Consider the following 16,706-nt stretch of genomic DNA (forward strand, 5'->3'; position numbering starts at 1 on the left):
CCCGACGGCAGCCCCGCGCCCTACGCCTGGTACAACCCGGGCTGGGTCGGCGCCAACCAGAACATCCAGCTCGCCCTCAACGACTGGTCCCCGGCCAACCTCCCGCTGCACGGTCACTTCCACATGTGGGACGACAACGACAGCACCTGGTCGTTCGCCCAGGACACTGCGACCACGGGCGGTTACAACACCGAGGTCATGCCGGTCGGCTCGCTGACCGACGGCCACCAGTACGGCTGGACCGCGAACGCCACCGACGGCCAGCTCACCTCGCCCGACACCTCCTGGTGCTACTTCCGGGTCGACAAGACCCCGCCGACGGTCAGCGTGACGTCCACCGACTTCCCGCCGTCCGGCACGCCGAACCCGACCCCGGCGAAGTACGCCAGCGACACCGGCACCTTCACCATCCAGGGCAACGACCCGGCGCCGGGCGCAGGCCTCAACGCCTCGGGCCTGGCCTGCTTCAAGGTCAGCACCAGCTCCACCCCCGTCACCGGCTGGCACTGCGGTGACCAGGGCACCGTGACCGCAGACGGCACCGGCAAGGCCGCCTACAGCTACATCCCCGGCCTCTGGGGCACCAACACGCTGTACGTCCAGGGCCAGGACAACGCCGGCAACTACAGCCAGCCGACCGTCTACAACTTCTACGCCCCGTGGAAGCCCGGCAGCCTGCCCGTCTTCGGTGACCTCACCGGCGACAACAAGCCCGACATCCTGCTGCCGGACACCAACGGCAACCTGCGGCTGGTCAACACCGTCAACGAGCCAGCCCTCTCCAGCCGGGTCGTCGGCAAGGGTGCGGCCTCGCCGACCGGCACCTGGAGCAACGTCCAGATCACCCACCGCGGCTCGCTGCTCGCCGGCAAGGCCGTGGACGACCTGATCGCCCACCCGGCCGGGGACCCGCAGCTCTACCTGTACACCAACGAGGGGCACGGAACCTTCGATACGCGTACCTCCTTCTACAAGTCCGGCAGCGCCGTCAACACCGCCGTCACCTGCCTCAACATCGACGGTGCGACGATTCCCTGCCCGGCGGACTTCGGTACCGACTGGAGCAACGCGACCCAGGTCCTGGCCGTCGGCACTCCTGCGGGTGAGAATGTCTCCCAGGTCAACGGCACGAATGTCCTCACCAAGACCTCGATCCTCGCGGTGATCAACCACCAGCTCTGGCTTTTCGCGCCGGGCACCATCAACGCGCGGCTGCTCAAGTCGACCGACACCCAGGTGTCCGGGGCGAACTGGGACAACTACGACCTGATCGGCCCCGGCCCGGCCAACGGTGACAAGCAGCCCACCCTCTGGGCCCGCGACCGCGTCAACAAGACCATCCACGCCTACCCGATCACCATGGGCACGGACGGCGTCACGCCCAACTTCAAGGCTCTCGCCGACCCGACCACCGGCACCATCACCGGCACCGGTACCGGCGCGCTCAGCTTCGATCCGGCCACCTACCCCGTGGTCAGCTCCAGCGGCGACCTCAACGGCGACGGCATCGCGGACCTGTGGGCCCAGACCAAGGACGGCAACGTCCTCGTCTGGCCGGGCACCGCGGACAGCAGTGGCAAGGTCAACGGCTTCGGCACGGTCAACAACCTCGGCGCCCTGCAGACCCCCGCGGGCAGCTACCCGCTCGCCGGGAACGCCAACGACCTGACCGGTCTGAACAACGGCACCACCAAGGGCGACCTCACGTACGCCGCGGTCAGCCTCGGCGGTTCGACGGCTCCCACCGGCACCACCAACGCGGCGGTGTTCAACTCCTCCACCGCGTTCGACGCCAACACCCGCTCCACCTGGGGCGAGGTCGACAGCAACCTGCAGGTCAACACCCAGCAGTCCTTCACCGTCACCGCCTGGGCCCGTGAGGACCAGTCCACCGACGGTGTGGTGGTCAGCCAGGACGGCGCCTCGACCAGCAACTTCATGATCTGGCCGGGGACCTTCCAGGCCGGTGTCACCACCTGGACCTTCGGTATGTCGACCTCCGACTCCGGCTGGTCCTACGACCACACCAACCCGGCCAGCGGCGGCAACTCGCTGCAGAACGCCGCCGCCCGCGTGCAGCTGGGTGCCTGGACCAAGCTGACTGCCAGCTACGACGCGACCACCGGCCAGATGGCCCTGTACGTCAACGGCGCGCTCGCGGCCACCGGTCTGCACACCAGCACCATGGCCCCCACCGGCCACCTGGTGGTCGGCCGCTACCTCAACGGCGGCCAGGCCAACAACCCCTGGCGCGGCGCGGTCGCGAACGTCTCGGTCCTGCCGGGGGCGACCGTGCCCGGCAGCACCGCCGGCCCGATGGTCTCCAACGTCAGCACCTCCAAGTGCGTCGACGAGGCGGGCGGCAGCAGCACCTCCGGCACCGCGGTCCAGATCTGGGACTGCAACGGCTCCGGCGCCCAGCAGTGGACGGCCAACGCCAACGGCACCATCACCCTGCCGAACGGCCTCTGCCTGGACGCCACCAACTCCGGCACCGGTAACGGCACGCCGATCCAGGCGGCCACCTGCTGGGGCGACGCCCAGAGCAACAAGGCCCAGCAGTTCATCCCCCGGGCTGACGGCTCGGTCTTCAACACCGGCTCCGGACGGTGCCTGGCCGACCCCTCATCGGACATCACCAACGGCCGCCAGCTGATCCTCTGGGACTGCTACGGCTCCCCGGACCAGCGTTGGACCCTGACGCCCAACAACGCCTGACCCCGTAGCAGCACCTCCCAGCGGTAACCCCGTAGCGGCCCGCCGGTTCTCCGGCGGGCCGTTCGGCGTTCGGCCGGCCCGGCGGCCCGGGCTCAGCCGCCCCCGGCGTACCCGGCGGCCCAGTTCCGCAGGGCCTCGAGGACGGGCAGCAGCCCGCCGCCCTTCTCGCTGAGGTGGTACTCGAAGCGCGGCGGGTGCGGGTGGTAGAGCCGCTTCTCCAGCACCCCGTGCTCGACCAGGGCGTGCAGCCGCTGGGCCAGTACCTTCCGGCCGAGCCCCAGCGCGCCGTGGAGCTCGTCGAACCGGTGCACACCGTCGGCGACCTGGCCGACGATCAGCAGCGTCCACCGGCCGCCGACCACACCGAGCGCCTGCGCGAGGGCGCAGTCGGCGTCCACTAGGCGGTCAGCCCCGCGGCGGCGAACGCCTCGGCGGTCCGGGCGGAGTCGAGTGCTCCGAGCTCGGTGAAGTAGCGAGTGGTCGACCGGGCGGCCGCCGCGACACCGGCGCGGACGCTCGCCGCCGGGTAGCAGTCGGCCAGCACGCCCTCCGCCTCGGCCGGGCCGAGGCCGGCGTCGAGGAGGAGCAGTCTGACGGCGTCGTAGTCGGGCTCCAGGAAGGCGAACACCAGATCCGGGATCACCGCCGCGGCGGACTCCCGCCGGCGGGAGTCCAGTTCGGACCAGAAGTGCCGGAGCAGGGTACGGAAGTAGGCGTGGTGGCGGCCCTCGTCCTCCGCATGGTCCCGGACGAGCTCCCGGACGGCCGTGGGCAGCCGCCGGTCACGGGGCAGGTCCGAGAGGATCGCCGAGATCAGCGTCTCGCTGATGATCGAGAAGAGCAGGGCCTCGGCCCCGCGCAGGGCGGGATCGAGCCGTGCGCCGAGCCGGGCCAGCCGGCCGACGAACCGTGGGTGCTCGGGCAGCAGGGCCGGGACACCGGTGGCCGTGGCGACCTGCCGGCCGAGGTCGTAGGAGAACTGCGCGTGCCAGGCCTCGTCAGTTGTGATCTTGAAGGCGTCCTGGAGCATCTCCTGGGGCAGCGGGAAGCCGATCCGCCCGAGGCCGATCTCCGTGGTCACCGGCATGACGGCGCTCTGCTCCAGCACCGTGGTGAAGTGCAGGTACTGGTGCAGCCGCTGAACCAGCATCCGCTCGACCGTGCCCTCCGGACGCTCCGCCACCAGGGGGTGCGACACCACGGGGACGAGTTCGGGCGGGAAGTGGAGCCGGCCCGCGTCGTGCGGACCGAGCAGGCGTTCGGGCTTCACCCGGACACTCGCGCGCTTGTCCCAGTTCTTGAACCTGCTCTCGTAGAGCAGACCGGCCGGCGAGGCCTTCCTGGTGAGCAGGGTCGGGGTCGGTACGGGTGCGACGTCGTTCATGTGCAGGGCCTTCTGACTTCACGCAGTGCCAGGACTCCGAGGGAGGGGACCACCATGAGGGCGGCGGCGCCCCAGAGGGTGGACCGCGCGCCCACCGCCGCGGTGAGCGGCCCGGCCAGGGCCATGCCCAGCGGCGAGAGCGCCGTCGACAGGAGCCAGTCGAACGAGGCGACCCGGGCGAGCTTCTCGTCGGGCACCTCCCGCTGGACGGTGGTGTCCCAGAGGGTGCTCATCAGGCCCAGCCCGAGGTTCATCACCGCCGCCGCGACCGCGATCAGCCAGACCGGGGCCTCGGCGGCGACCAGCACGAGCGCGGCGCCGCCGACCGCCAGGCAGAGGTTCGAGACGACGAGCGGCCGCCGGGGCCGGATCCGCAGCGACAGCACGGCGCCGGCGAACGCGCCGACCGTGGCGCCCTGCGTCACCACCCCCCAGGACAGTTCGCCGCCGAGCCTGGTGATCACCAGAGTGGCGCCCGCCGTGAAGTAGGCCGTCCGGGCCAGGTTCCACATGCCGTGGACCAGCAGGTTGCTCCACAGCCACTGACGGCCGCGGACCTCCTGCCATCCTTCGCGCAGGTCGCGCAGGAACGGGGTGCGGGGCACCGGGGTGGACGGGATCCGCAGCCGGGTGAGGGTCACGGCGCTCACCGCGAAGGTCAGCCCGTCGAGGATCATCGCCCAGCCGGCCCCGACGGTCAGGGCCAGCGCGGTGGCGAGGGCCGGCCCGGCGAGCATGGCGGTGCGGCGGGTGACCGACATGACGGCGTTCGCGCGCTGCAGGTCCGCCGGGCCGACGGAGTTGGCGATCAGGCCGGTGGAGGCCGGCCGGAAGAACCCGCCGGCCGCACCGACCACCGCGGAGACCACGAGCAGCGCGGCGAGCGGAGTCCCGGGCCGCAGCAGCGCCGCGCCCAGGAAGAGGTGGCCCACGCAGCGGACGGTGTCGGCGCCGGACATGATCCGGTGCCGCGGGAGCCGGTCGGCGAGCACGCCGCCGACCAGCAGCAGGAGCCCCTCGCTGAGGGCGCCCGCCGCCAGGACCAGGCCGAGGCGTCCCGCCGAGCCGGCGTCGCGCACCATGGCGAGGGTGAGGGCCACCGGGAAGACGGCGCTGCCGAGGTAGGAGACGGCCTGCCCGAACCAGAGCACGCGGAACCTCGGGTCGGCCGGCGCGCCGGGGCGAGAGAGCAGCACGGTTCAGTTCCCCCCGGAGTCGGCCAGGTAGTGGCGGACCGCTCCTCGGGCAGGCCGCCCGTACCACGCGTCGAGGAGGTCCCTGGTGGCGGAGAACATCGGCTCCGCCGGCTGCCCGAGCCACTCCCAGCGTGCGAAGGTGTCGGGCTCCCGCACCTCGGGCGCCTGCGCGGGGTCCGCGAGCCGGACCTCCACCCCGACGGTGGCCCGGGCCGCGCCCTGCCAACTGTCCATCAGCAGGACGAAGGGCCGCGCCCGGGCACCGACCAGGCCGGTCTCCTCCAGCAGTTCGCGCAGCGCGGTCTGCTGCGGGGTCTCGCCGGGTTCGACGTGACCGCCGGGCAGGCACCAGCAGGGGTGACCGGGGTCCTTGGTCCGCCATCCGGTCAGGACCCGGCCGTTCCCGTCCGCCACGACCACCCCGACGCCGATGGTGCTCATCGGGCCACCGCGGGTGCCGGCAGGCTCGCCTTCAGCCGGGCCGCCGCGTAGTGCCCGCTGATCATGGCCGCGACGATGCCCCGGAACATTCCGCAGCTGTCGCCCGCGACCCAGGCCGGCGTGTCCGGGAGCCGCAGGTCGGGCCGGACGGCGGGGTACCAGCCGACCCCTTCCATGGTGGGGCCGATGAGCCGGGTGCGTTCGGTGCGGACCTCGGGGAAGCGCTCGGCGAGGTGCTGGACGCCCTCGCACATGAACGCGGTCAGCTCGACGCCGTACACCCGCTCGAGCCGGGAGCGCTCCGGCGACCCCGGCTCGAGCACCTCGAGCAGTGGCTCGTCGAACCCGCTCGACTCGGCCGCGGCCGCGCGCAGCAGCGCGGAGAGCGCGCGCTCGGCGACGGCCTCGTCCAGGATCCGCGTGTTGAAGCCGATGTTGGACCGGCCGGTCGCCGGGCAGTCGGCCCGCCCCGACACCGTCCACAGGCCTTCGGTCTCCGTGGCGACCGCCTCGCCCTGGCGGCAGGCGCAGAAGGTGCGCCACTCGACGCGGCCGTCGTCGCTGCGGAAGCGGAGCTTGGGGTCCAGCTGCTTCATGGACCGGAAGAACGCTTCGCCGGCCGGCTGCTCGATCCGGAACCCGACCTCGAGGCGGCGCCAGAGTCGCGGGGTGAGCAGGCCGTTCAGCGCGAGCGGGCCGAACCGGCCGGTGGCGACGACCACCCGGCGGGCCTCGACCCGCGTCCGCGCGCCGGTGCCGTCCCGGAGCACCGCCCGGAAGACGTCGTCCTGCGGGGCGTGCACCAGGTCGACGACCTCGGTCTCGGTCAGCAGCTCGGCCTCGGACTCGGCCACCAGCGTGGCGGAGAGCGCAAGCCGGGCGGGCAGCGACAGGTAGTAGCTGGGGTACTCCTTGAGCACCCACTCCCCCGCGTCGATCGCGAAGCTGTCCGGCTCGTCGGGGAACGGCGGGGTGTCCAGGCCGGCGGCGCGCAGCACCTGGCAGGTCCACTCGTACGCCGCGCGCAGTTCGCTCCGGTGCGGCAGCGTCCACAGCCGGGAGGCGGACGGGTAGAACGAGAACTTGCCGTCCGAGAAGAGGCCGGCCCCGCCGTGCCCGCGGGTCATGTCCGAGCTGCGGTCACGGTCCCGCTGGTGGACGGGCTTGCCCCCGTCCACCAGCAGCGTCGAGAGCGCGGAGCCGCGGAGCGAGTGGGCGGCCGCCAGGCCCGCCGGGCCGGCGCCGACCACTAGAACGTCGACGCGGCGGTCTGAAGGCGACATGGTTCTCCCCCTGGGGTTCGGTATGGGTGGTGCGGGTTCAGCTCTGACCGAGTTGCCCGTGGTATTCGTGGATCAGGCGGTGGAGGCACGGGCGGACGGTCCGCCGGACCGCCTCGGGGCCGGCGGTGGTGTCCAGCGCCAGGGATCCGTGGCGGCTGTACTGCGCGAACGCCGAGACGGCCCGCCGGTAGAACTCCTCGTCGAGCACCTTGCCCCGGTCCTTGGGGCGGCTGCGGATGCGTTCGATCGCGAGCTCGGCCGGCACGGTGGGGAAGAAGGCGGCGTCCGGCCGAGGGAACATCCCGGCGAGCCGGGTCAGCAGCGCGACGTCCTCGGGGCCGCTGCCGAGGGCCTGCGCCTCGGCGAGCGGGGTGAAGACGTAACGGTCGACCAGCAGCCAAGTCCCCGCGGCGAGTCGGGCGTGGTGGACGGTGCGGAAGTTCCCCAGCCGGTCGCCCAGGCACACGATGCCGAGGGCGGGCTGGTCGCCCTCGCCGCGCCGCGCGGTGGTGGGGTCCTGCGCGTGCCGCCTGAAGTACGGCAGGCGGCGGGCCTGCGGCGAGAGCAGGTCGACCCGTTCGAACGGGACGCCGGCCGCCTCCAGCAGACCGGCGACCACCTCGATGGTGGTGCTCTTCCCGGCTCCGTCCACGCCTTCGAAGGCGATCAACTTGCCCGGGCCCGGCTGCGGTTGGAACCGGACCTCGGTCAGCACGCCGCCGCCCCGGCCGGCTCGTCCCTGAGCACGGAGAACAGCGGCACCGGCGCGATCGCCTCCCGGCCGCCCTTGGACGGGATCTCGAACAGGACGGCCAGTTCCACCACCTCCGCCCCCGCCTCGCGCAGCAGCCGCACCGCGCCGCTCGCGCTGCCGCCGGACGCGATCGTGTCGTCCACCAGCAGCACCCGCGCCCCCGCGGTGACCACGTCCGAGGCGAGGGTGAAGCTCCGTTGCGCGTAGTTCATCCCGACCGAGGTGGTCAGGGCGTCGTACACGGTGTCGCCGGCCTTGCGGATCGAGTGGAACGGGACGTCCAAGGCGTGGGCCAGGCACATGCCGAACCCGAACCCCCCGCCGCCTATCCCGGCGACCGCGTCCACGCCCAGGGCGCGGTACCGCTCCTCGAAGCAGCGCAGCACCGCGCCGCGCACCTTCGGGTAGCGGTCCACGCTGCGGTAGTAGTCGATGTACCGGATGCCGGGGAGCGGGAAGTCCGGTATGACGAACATGTGCTCGGCCAGCAGCTCGGCGGCCTCCTGATGGGCCGTCACCGTCCGCGGCATCAGCTCTTCTCCTCGAGGTAGGAATCGATCAGCGGATCGAGGTGCTCCTTGATCCGGGCGAGTGCCGCCGCCGGCCCGGACTGCGCGTCGTACGCCGCGCAGCCGTGCAGGTCGGCCAGGGCCCGGAAGGCCGCACCGGTGCGCCGGTGGAAGCCCAGGTCGAGCCGGTGGCCCTGCTCCTCGGGCCGCTCCCGGATCCGGCTCAGCGCCACCTCGGGCTCGACCTGCGGGAAGAACGCCAAGTCCGGCGCCGGGAGCAGCCCCGAGAGCTGCGCGAGCAGGTCGAGTTCGGCCCGGGCCACGCCGAAGGCCATCGACTCGGCGAGCGGGGTGAAGACGTACCGGTCGACCAGCAGCCACCGGCCCTGCGCCAACGCGCGCCGGTAGACGGTGCGGTAGCGCATCAGGCGGTCCCCGAGGCAGACGACGGCGAGGGACGGCTGGTCCACCTCCCCGCGCAGCGCGCTCGTCGGATCGACGGCGTAGCGCTGGAAGTAGGGCAGCTCCCGGCACTCGGGGGACAGCAGCCCGGCGATCTCCACCGGCAGGCCGCGGTCGGCCAGGTAGGCGGCGGTCGCCTTCAGGGCGGTCGTCTTCCCGGAGCCGTCGACCCCGTCGAACACGATGAGCCGGCCGGGGCGGCCGGTCTCGGCGAACTCCACCCGCGGGGCCCGGCCCAGGGTGTCCGGGCCGAGCGCGAGGACGTCGGGGTCGAGGGACCACGCAGGGGCTGTCTGGGGCCCGCTCACGGCGGTCACCACCTCTCTTCTCCTTCTCGGGACAACTACGGGTGCCGCACGCGGTCAGGGCAGCAGGGCCCGGATCTCGCGCAGGAGCAGGGCGTGCCGGGCCGAGGACTCGGCCGGTGAGGAGGGTTGGTGTGCCGCCCCCTGCTCCAGCACGAGCCGCCAGTCGAGGCCGGCCGCCCGGGCCGCCGCCGCCAGCTGCCCGGCCTCGGCCGCGTCGACCACCTCGTCCGCGTCGCCCTGGACCACCACGACCGGGGTCGCACCGGTGCCGAGCAGCGAGGCCGGGCTGAAGTACCGGTGGTCGGCGGCCCCGAACCGCCGGTCGAACCAGGGCGCGTACCGGGGCTCCTGCTGCTCGACGCGGTGGCGGAAGGTGCCGAGGTCGACCATCGGGGAGCAGGCGACCACCCCGGCCAGCCCCGGGAAGGCCCCGGCTGCCAGCAGCGCCGCGCTCGCCCCGAAGCTCCCGCCGAGCAGCGCCGTGGCGGCGCGGTCCACGCCGAGCTCTCGGCCGAGGTCCAGGCAGGCGGCGAAGTCCTCCTCCAGCGAGCGGCGCCAGTCGTGCCAGGGGCGTTCGCGGTGCGCCCGGCCGAACCCGAGCGAGCCGCCGTAGTTCACCCCGGCGACCGCGACACCGGCCGCGAGCAGGTCCCGGTAGACGCCCTCCCAGCGCAGCTCGTCCCGTTCCAGTGACTCGGGGCCGCCGTGGACGGCGATCAGCAGACCCTTCGGCGCCGCGCCGGTGCGGTGCAGCACGATCGGGGTCCGGCCCCGGCGCAGCTGCTCCGTCCGGGCCTCGCCCCGGAAGGCGGGCACCGTGCCGGGAGCCGTGCGCAGCGTGCCGTCGGGCGACAGCCAGGCCCAGACGCTCGCGCCGAGGGTGGAGACGGCGTGCAGGCCGATCCCGGCCGGCCCGGCGGCGCAGACCCGGATCGCGCCGCCGAGCCCGACCGTGGTGCCCGGGTCGGTCAGCTCGAGCCTGTCCGCCCCGTCGACGCAGGTCAGGACGGCGACCCGCCCCTCGGAGCCGAGGAACCGCGCGTCGCGGACTTCGCCGTCGGTCTCGATCCGCCTGGTCAGGGAGCAGTCCCGCACGTCCCTGACCTCGACCGCGTCGCCGACGTCGACCAGCGCCTGCGAGCCCCTGACGTCGCGCCAAGTCCCCTCGAGGGTGCCGTACGGTGTGCCGTCCGTCCGGTACAGCCGCAGCAGCGGGGTGTCGGGGCCCCGCTGCTCCTCGAGCACCGCCGTGGCCGAGCCGCGGTCGTGCAGCAGCAGCCGCCCGTGCGGCGGCAGGTCCAGCCGGTACGCGGGCGTGTCCCGGGCGAGCGCGAGGAGGAGGCGGTCGGTGTCCTCGCCCTCCAGGGTCAGGACCAGGTCGGGCGCTCCGTCCGCGGTGACGCCGAGGGTGATGTCGGCGAGGTACCGGCCGGCCGGCACGCCGTCGGGCAGTTCGGCCCGCCAGGTCTCGGCGCCGCCGGCCAGGTCGGTCTCGGTGATCTCCAGGCCGTCGGGGAGCAGGCGCGCCGAGACCACCCGCTGCCCGTCGGAGCCGAGCGCGGCGAGATCGGCGTCCGGGGCGATCTCCCGGGGCGGGCCGCCGCCGGGCGGCACCAGCCGGAGCCCCGACTCGCCGGCCTCGAGGCGGACCGGGCCGCCGCTCCAGCACAGCAGATCGCGCTCGCGTTCGGCGAAGAGCGCGGCGGCGCTCACCACTTGAGGGTTCCGCGCCACGGGCCGGCGTAGCCGAGGATGTCGTCGCGGATGTTGTCCGCGTGGCCGGTGTGCCGGGCGGTGTCCTCGATGACGTGGAGCATGACCCAGCGCAGCGGCGGGTGCTCGGGGGTCTCGGGGCGCAGCGTCCGGACGCCGGGCCGGTCGAGGTCGGCGGCGGCCTCGATGATCGCGTCCGACCGGGCCGCCGCCGCGCGGTAGGCGGCGATGACGGCGGCGGCGGTGTCCGGCTCCTCGACCGTCTGGTGGTGGGCCGCCTGGGGCAGGTCCTGGCCGGCGTACGCGTGGCCGAACCAGCCGAGTTCCATCACGGTGAGGTGCTTGAGCAGGCCCACCATGCTCTTGCCGGAGGACTCGACGGTCTTCTGGGCGTCCGCCTCGTCGAGGTCGGACAGGTTGGCGATGAGGGCCTCGCGCAGGTAGCGCAGGAAGGCGTGCAGCGTGGTCTTCTCGTCGGCGACCAGGTTGGGGGTGCTCGGGGCTGGCATGGTGACGGGGTTCCGTTCTCTCGTTCCGGTGGGTCAGGCCTGGCGCGGGGCGGGGCGGGTGCGCAGCAGGAGGATGCTCGGCACCGCTTCGGGGGCCGCCGCGCGCAGCAGGCCGTGGCCCAGGCCCGCGGCCCCGAGGAGGAGACCGGGGACGTGGACGCCGCCCGGTACCCCGGTACGGACCGCTCCGGCGAGGACCCGCCGGGCCACACCCCTCGCGCCGCGGCGTGCGGTGCCCAGCAGCTCCGGGGCGCCGAAGGCCTCGCCCGCGCTCAGCAGCGCCTCGGTGAGGCCGAGGGTGCCGTGGCAGAGCGAGTCGTCCGGCACGCCCTCGCGCAGACTCAGCCGGACAGCGTCGAGGAGCGGGCCGGGGCGGGTGCCCGGAGCGGGCGGGGCCGCCAGGGCGGTGCCGGCGGCCGCGAACAGTGCCGAGACCGCGCCCCCGCACCAGCCGCCCGGCTCCGCCCGCTCCGGCGGCCGGAGCTCCCGCCGGAGTTCGGCCGCCCGGTCGGTGTACCGGGCGTCCCCGGTCGCGGCGCCGGCCACCGCCAGGGCGTAGGCCCGCCCCGGGGTGCCGTCCGCGAATCCGTCGCCGCCCTCGCCCGGGCCGGCGGCGAGCAGGATCTCCGCGGCGGTGACCAGCCGGGCCGAGGTCTCCGCGTCCGGGCGGGCGTGGTGCAGGCCGGCCAGGACCACGGTGGCACCGGCCGCGCCGTCGGCCAGGCCGAGGGCGGTGCCCGGCTCGGCCAGGTTGCCGGGTACGGCGGCCGCCAGGTGGTGTGCCGTCCGGAGCAGGCTGTCGTCCGCCCACAGCAGGGCGAGCCGGGTGAGCAGGTGGATGCTGCCGCCGAGCTCCCCGAAGCCTCCGGCCGAGAGGCCCGCCAGATCCTCCGGGTCGGGGAGGTCCTGCGGGTCGAAGACCGCGCCCACGATCTCCTCCGCGGTCCGGCGGAACCGGACGTCCCCGGTGACGGCGGCCAGCTCGGCCAGGAAGAGGGCGACTCCCGAGACGCCCGCGCGCAGGCCCATCCCGCTCGGTCCCACGGTCCAGAACCGGCCGCCGACCAGGTTCAGCGAGAGCCAGTCGACGATGCCGGAGGGCTCGTCCCGGATCAGGCGCTCCTGCAACTGCTCACCGGTGCGGACGGCGGCCGTCAGGAGGAGCTCCTGCTCGTCGGCTCCCACCGCCTGGTCCTGGTCGGCTGCCTGGTCCTGGTCGGCCGCCCGGCGCGGGGCGGCCGCGGTGGCGGGCCGCCGGTGGTGGCCGCCGAGCACGCGGGTGCCCAGCGCCGCGCGCACGAACCACAGTTGGTGCGCCAGGTCGCGCTCGCTCAGCCCCGCCGCCCGCTGCCGGACGGCGTCCGCCCCGGTGCTGCCCAGGAACCGGGGGGACAGCTCGCCGCTCCCGTCGTGCAGGCCGGTGCCGGCGGGGGTCGTGACGAAGATCGGCACATCGCCCTGGGCCAGTTGACGCAGCTCGGCGGCCGCGACCGGCTCCGGGTTGGCGGCCCCGCCGAGCTCGGCGGTGAACTCCGCCAGGAGCGCCGGCCGGCCCGCCGGGTCACGCAGCAGGTCCGGGTGCCAGGACGCGGTGAGCAGCGCGCGGTAGGCGGAGGTGTCCCGCAGGACGATCCGCACTTCGTCGGTGGCGAACCAGGAGAGCGGGCCGTCCGGGGCCAGCAGCTCCGCGCGCCGCTCGAGCAGGAGCCGGTAGCACGCGGTGAACCCGTCCGCCACCGCGTCGGCGTGCTCCTGGGCCTCGGCCGAACTTCCGTGCAGGCGCGGCCGGTTCGGCGTGTCGCGCAACGGGCGGCGGGCCCAGGTCTCGCGCATCCGGTCGGTGCCGGGGTCGGCGCAGCCGAGCTCGGGGCCCAGCGTGGACTCACCCGGTGCGGCGCCGCCCGACAGCCCGCTGTAGTCCGTGGCGTGCAGGCCGTCCTGGTCCTCCGCCAGGACTCGCTGCGGGAGCAGCCCGACCGCCAGTACCGAGCCGCGCAGCACCCGGTCGACGGGGTGGGTGTCGTCCTCGCCGGCCGCCTCCTCCTCGCGCCGGTCGGCGTGGAAGACGGCTTCCAGGTCGATGAGGACGGGCTGCTCGCCGGCCGCGATCACGTTCTCGGCGTGCATGTCGTACGCCCGCAGCAGGTGCAGCAGGGCCAGCTGCGCGCCCTGGCGCCAGTAGAAACGCCCGACGGCGGCGCGGTCGGGGCAGTCCGCCGGCTCCACCGCCGCGCACCAGCCGTAGCCCTCGCGTTCCACGGCGTGGGTGCCCTGGAGCGGATGGGTGAGCCCGTGGTCGTTGACCCAGTCGATGAGCCGGGCGACATGGCGCTCCCCCGCCAGGCTCCTCGGCTTGTGGACGACCCGGCGGCCGTCACGGAAGGTCAGGACGGTCACGCTGCGGCCGCCACGGTGGGTGTCACCGGCGCCGAAGTCGATGCTTCCGACGTCCGCGACCGAGGCCGTCGTGACGCCGAACTCCGCGGCGAGCAGGGGCAGATCGTCGCGCAGCTGCTGGGCGAACCCGGCTCGGACCTCGATCCACCGCCGGAACTCCGCGACCAGTTCCTCGGCGAGGACCGGGTACGACCGCAGCAGTGCCAGGCCCGCGGCGGGCTCGCGCAGCCGGTCGGCGAAGTCCGCGAACCGCTCCTGCGGCGTCGCTCCGCGCAGGAGGCCCCGCTCCCTCGCCACGGCGAGTTCGGCCAGCAGGACCCGCCTGATCATCGCGGCGGGCCGGCCCGGCGGCGGGAGGCGCAGCGGATGACCGCCGGGAAGCTCGGCGGCCCACGGCAGCACCGCCGTCAGCCGCGCCTGGGCCCAGGCGGCCAGCGGGCCGATCCAGCCGAGCAGCGCCAGGTCGGCGGAGGCCGCCCGCCGCTCCTCGGCGGAGGCTGCCGGGTGCTCGGCCGCCGGCCCGGCGGGGTACGGCGCGCCGCCGAACTCCGCCCAGGCGGCATCGACGATCTGCCCCCAGTGGTCGGGGGAGTCAAGGTGGGGTGACGGTTGCTCAGACATGATCCGTACTTCGGCCGGGGGCTGGCTGGGGCGGGGGTCGTCAGGACGGGACCGGCACGATGAGCCGTTGCTCGACGGCCTCCTCGACGAGTTCCCGCAGCTCCCCGAGGGAGCCGCCCGCCTTCGCGACCGCCTCCCGCAGGGAGCAGGAGCCGTCCAGGCCGCGGAGCAGGGCGAGCCAGGTCTCGTCGGCGGTCTCCTCGACCACGTACTCCACGGCGCCGTCGACGATGACGTACCAGGTGCCCTGCCCGTCGTCCGCGGCGGCGAGCAGCACCTGCGGGCCGAGGGTGTAGGCGGCGTCCGGGGCGATCTCGGGCCGGTGGAGGGTGAGTTCGCCGAGCTCGGCGGCCGACTCGTCCCAGTCCTCCACCGGTACCGAGCGGAGCGTGGTCGTCGTGGGGACCGCCGAGGGCTCCGGGGGCAGCTGTTCGGTCATCCGCTCGAGCAAGCCGAGGTTGACCACGCGCAGCAGGAGTTCGAGCGAGCCGTGCTCCCGGTCCTCGCGCAGTCGCCGGAGGTTCTCCCGGATCCCGTCGGCGTGGATGAACTCCCGGGCGCGGTCGGTGGACAGCGCCTCCTCGACCAGGGCGTTGCCCTGCTGGGTCAGCATCCGGGTGAAGGTCCGGTAGGTGTGCAGCCGCCCGTCGCCGTGGTAGAAGGGCACCTTCGGCCGGGTGCGCACCTCCTCGGGGAGGACCCCGACCATGGCCTCGCGCAGGATCCGCTTGTCCAGCAGCAGCCGGGCCCGGCGCTCGGCCGGGATCGACACCACCAGTTCGACCAGGCGGTGGTCGAGGAAGGGCACCCGGGCCTCGATGCTGTTGCCCGCGGCCGTCCGGTCCTCGTGCCACACGTTGTACTGCTGCAGACTGCGGTACTTCCAGGCCAGGTACTCCTGGTAGGGGTCCGCCGCCGCGGTGGCCCGCAGTGCTTCGTCGCGCAGCAAGGGCACGTCCGAGAGGCCGTACCACTGGGCGAGCCGGGGCCGGTCCAGCAGCGCCGTCCGGCGTGAGAAGCCCCGCAGCGACTCCATGAAGCCGTCCCAGCCGGGGCCTTCGGCGTAGGTGTCGGTGTAGCCGCCGTTGAACTCGTCGGAGGCGGCGCCGAGCAGCATGCCCTTGATCTGCGGGTGGCGCGAGCGGGAGTACTTGTGGAGCTCGTTCTTGTAGTACACCTCGGGGCTGCACAGCGGTGACTCGACCTGCCAGAGCAGTTGCTTCCACTCCTCGGCACCGGGTGTCCGGTCGACGTCGAAGAGCACCTGCTCGTTGGGCAGTCCGAGGACCTTCGCGATCCGGTGCGCCCACTCGGCGTCGCCGTTGAGCAGTGTGGAGCCGGTCAGCACCGTGAAGGTCTGCACGTGGCCGGCGAGCGCGGCGACGGCGGCCGAGTCGATGCCGCCGCTCAGGAAGAGCCCGAGTTCGGCGTCGGCGGTGGCGCAGTCCTTGACCGCCTCGGCCAGCAGGTCGCGGTACGCGGCGATGTACTCCTGGTCGGAGGCGTCGGAGTCGGCGTCGGCCTCCGGCATGGTCCAGTACCGGTGCTCCCGGGCGGAGTTGTCGCCCAGCCGGATCTCCAGGACGGTCGCGGCCGGGACGAGTCCGATGCCCTCGAACCACGTGTTCACGGGTGCGTGGACGAAGGCGGGCGTCGCGCTCAGCGCGAGGTCGCCCAGGGCCCCCTCCCAGTCGAGGCGGCGTGGCGTGGCGGGGTCGGCGAACAGCGCCTTGATCTCGGAGGCGAAGACGATCCGGTCCGCGTCGCGGTGGTAGTAGAGGGGCTTGATGCCGAAGCGGTCGCGCCCGAGGAGCAGGGTGTCGCGCTTGCGGTCCCACAGGACGAAGGCGAACATCCCGTTCACCTTGTCCAGGAAGGACAGTCCGTCACGCTGGTAGAGGTGAAGGAGGACTTCGCAGTCGGACTTGGTCCGCATCCTGGTCCCGGCCGGGAGTCCGGCCTCCAGCTCGCGGTGGTTGTAGACCTCGCCGTTGGCGATCAGGACGACGGATCCGTCCTCGCTGACCAGCGGCTGGCCGCCGTCGGTGGGGGCCACCAGGGAGAGGCGCGCGAAGGCGAGTCCGACGTTGGCCTCACGCAGCACCCGTCGGTCGTCCGGGCCGCGGTGGGCGAGCGTGGTGGCCAACCGGTCGAGCAGGCCGTCCGCCGCGGCCGTGAGCTCGCCACCGCCCAGACGTGCGATCCCGGCGATTCCGCACATGAAGCTACCCCTCCACAATCGTGCTCTTCATCCTCAGGAGCCCCGCGTGTGCGGCAGCCGGTCCTGGCTGCCGCACACGCGGGGCGACTCATCAGGCAGTGCCGCGCAGGACAGTGCCGAAGCCGACCTTCTGGGCCGACGGCTTGATGTACTTCTTCATGGTGATTCACCTCCCCCGCAATGCTCGAAT

General features: G+C 73.7%; 13 protein-coding genes. 1 reads left to right on the forward strand and 12 read right to left on the reverse strand.

The window, feature by feature from the left end; all coding sequences use genetic code 11:
* Positions 1-2,718 (forward strand): ricin-type beta-trefoil lectin domain protein (locus ABT095_RS35265; RefSeq protein WP_350533678.1); only part of this gene is annotated, 2,718 nt, incomplete at its 5' end.
* A 92-nt stretch (positions 2,719-2,810) separates the two neighbouring features.
* Here the strand turns inward: ABT095_RS35265 and ABT095_RS35270 are convergent.
* Genes ABT095_RS35270 through asnB form a run of 12 tightly spaced genes read right to left on the reverse strand, consistent with a single transcriptional unit; the run spans position 2,811 to position 16,516 of the window.
* A complete protein-coding gene (locus ABT095_RS35270) occupies positions 2,811-3,116 on the reverse strand; it encodes a winged helix-turn-helix transcriptional regulator (protein WP_350533679.1) in 306 nt (101 codons plus the stop codon).
* On the reverse strand, positions 3,116-4,102 hold the full coding sequence (locus tag ABT095_RS35275) for a diiron oxygenase (RefSeq protein ID WP_350533680.1): 987 nt from the start codon (positions 4,100-4,102) through the stop codon (positions 3,116-3,118). Before ABT095_RS35275 ends, ABT095_RS35270 begins: the two co-directional genes overlap by 1 nt.
* Positions 4,099-5,298 carry an MFS transporter gene (locus ABT095_RS35280; RefSeq protein ID WP_350533681.1) on the reverse strand — a complete coding sequence of 400 codons (1,200 nt, stop codon included), beginning with the start codon at positions 5,296-5,298 and terminating at the stop codon, positions 4,099-4,101. Before ABT095_RS35280 ends, ABT095_RS35275 begins: the two co-directional genes overlap by 4 nt.
* A gap of 3 nt (positions 5,299-5,301) precedes the next feature.
* Positions 5,302-5,739 carry a nucleotide triphosphate diphosphatase NUDT15 gene (locus ABT095_RS35285; protein WP_350533682.1) on the reverse strand — a complete coding sequence of 146 codons (438 nt, stop codon included), beginning with the start codon at positions 5,737-5,739 and terminating at the stop codon, positions 5,302-5,304.
* A complete protein-coding gene (locus ABT095_RS35290) occupies positions 5,736-7,022 on the reverse strand; it encodes an FAD-binding protein (RefSeq protein ID WP_350533683.1) in 1,287 nt (428 codons plus the stop codon). The genes ABT095_RS35285 and ABT095_RS35290 overlap by 4 nt, the downstream gene beginning before the upstream one ends.
* Before the next feature lie 37 nt (positions 7,023-7,059).
* The gene (locus ABT095_RS35295) at positions 7,060-7,737 is read right to left on the reverse strand and encodes a dTMP kinase (protein ID WP_350533684.1); all 678 of its coding nucleotides are present in this window, start codon (positions 7,735-7,737) and stop codon (positions 7,060-7,062) included.
* Positions 7,731-8,306: a phosphoribosyltransferase family protein gene (locus ABT095_RS35300; protein ID WP_350533685.1), complete on the reverse strand. Its 576-nt coding sequence runs from the start codon at positions 8,304-8,306 to the stop codon at positions 7,731-7,733. Before ABT095_RS35300 ends, ABT095_RS35295 begins: the two co-directional genes overlap by 7 nt.
* Positions 8,306-9,067 (reverse strand): dTMP kinase, encoded by a 762-nt coding sequence (locus ABT095_RS35305; protein WP_350533686.1) that lies wholly within the window; start codon positions 9,065-9,067, stop codon positions 8,306-8,308. The genes ABT095_RS35300 and ABT095_RS35305 overlap by 1 nt, the downstream gene beginning before the upstream one ends.
* A gap of 42 nt (positions 9,068-9,109) precedes the next feature.
* A complete protein-coding gene (locus tag ABT095_RS35310) occupies positions 9,110-10,768 on the reverse strand; it encodes an alpha/beta hydrolase family protein (protein ID WP_350533687.1) in 1,659 nt (552 codons plus the stop codon).
* Complete coding sequence (locus tag ABT095_RS35315) at positions 10,765-11,277, reverse strand: mycothiol transferase (protein ID WP_350533688.1); 513 nt, start codon at positions 11,275-11,277, stop codon at positions 10,765-10,767. Before ABT095_RS35315 ends, ABT095_RS35310 begins: the two co-directional genes overlap by 4 nt.
* Positions 11,278-11,310: 33 nt before the next feature.
* Entirely contained in the window at positions 11,311-14,295 is a 2,985-nt protein-coding gene (locus ABT095_RS35320) for a type 2 lanthipeptide synthetase LanM family protein (RefSeq protein ID WP_350533689.1), read from the reverse strand.
* A gap of 40 nt (positions 14,296-14,335) precedes the next feature.
* Positions 14,336-16,516, reverse strand: coding sequence for an asparagine synthase (glutamine-hydrolyzing) (gene asnB / locus ABT095_RS35325; protein WP_350533690.1), 2,181 nt, complete (start codon positions 16,514-16,516; stop codon positions 14,336-14,338).
* Positions 16,517-16,706: the final 190 nt, after the last annotated feature.

Origin of the sequence: Kitasatospora sp. NPDC002227 (assembly GCF_040296285.1) — a bacterium.
Lineage (GTDB): Bacteria > Actinomycetota > Actinomycetes > Streptomycetales > Streptomycetaceae > Kitasatospora.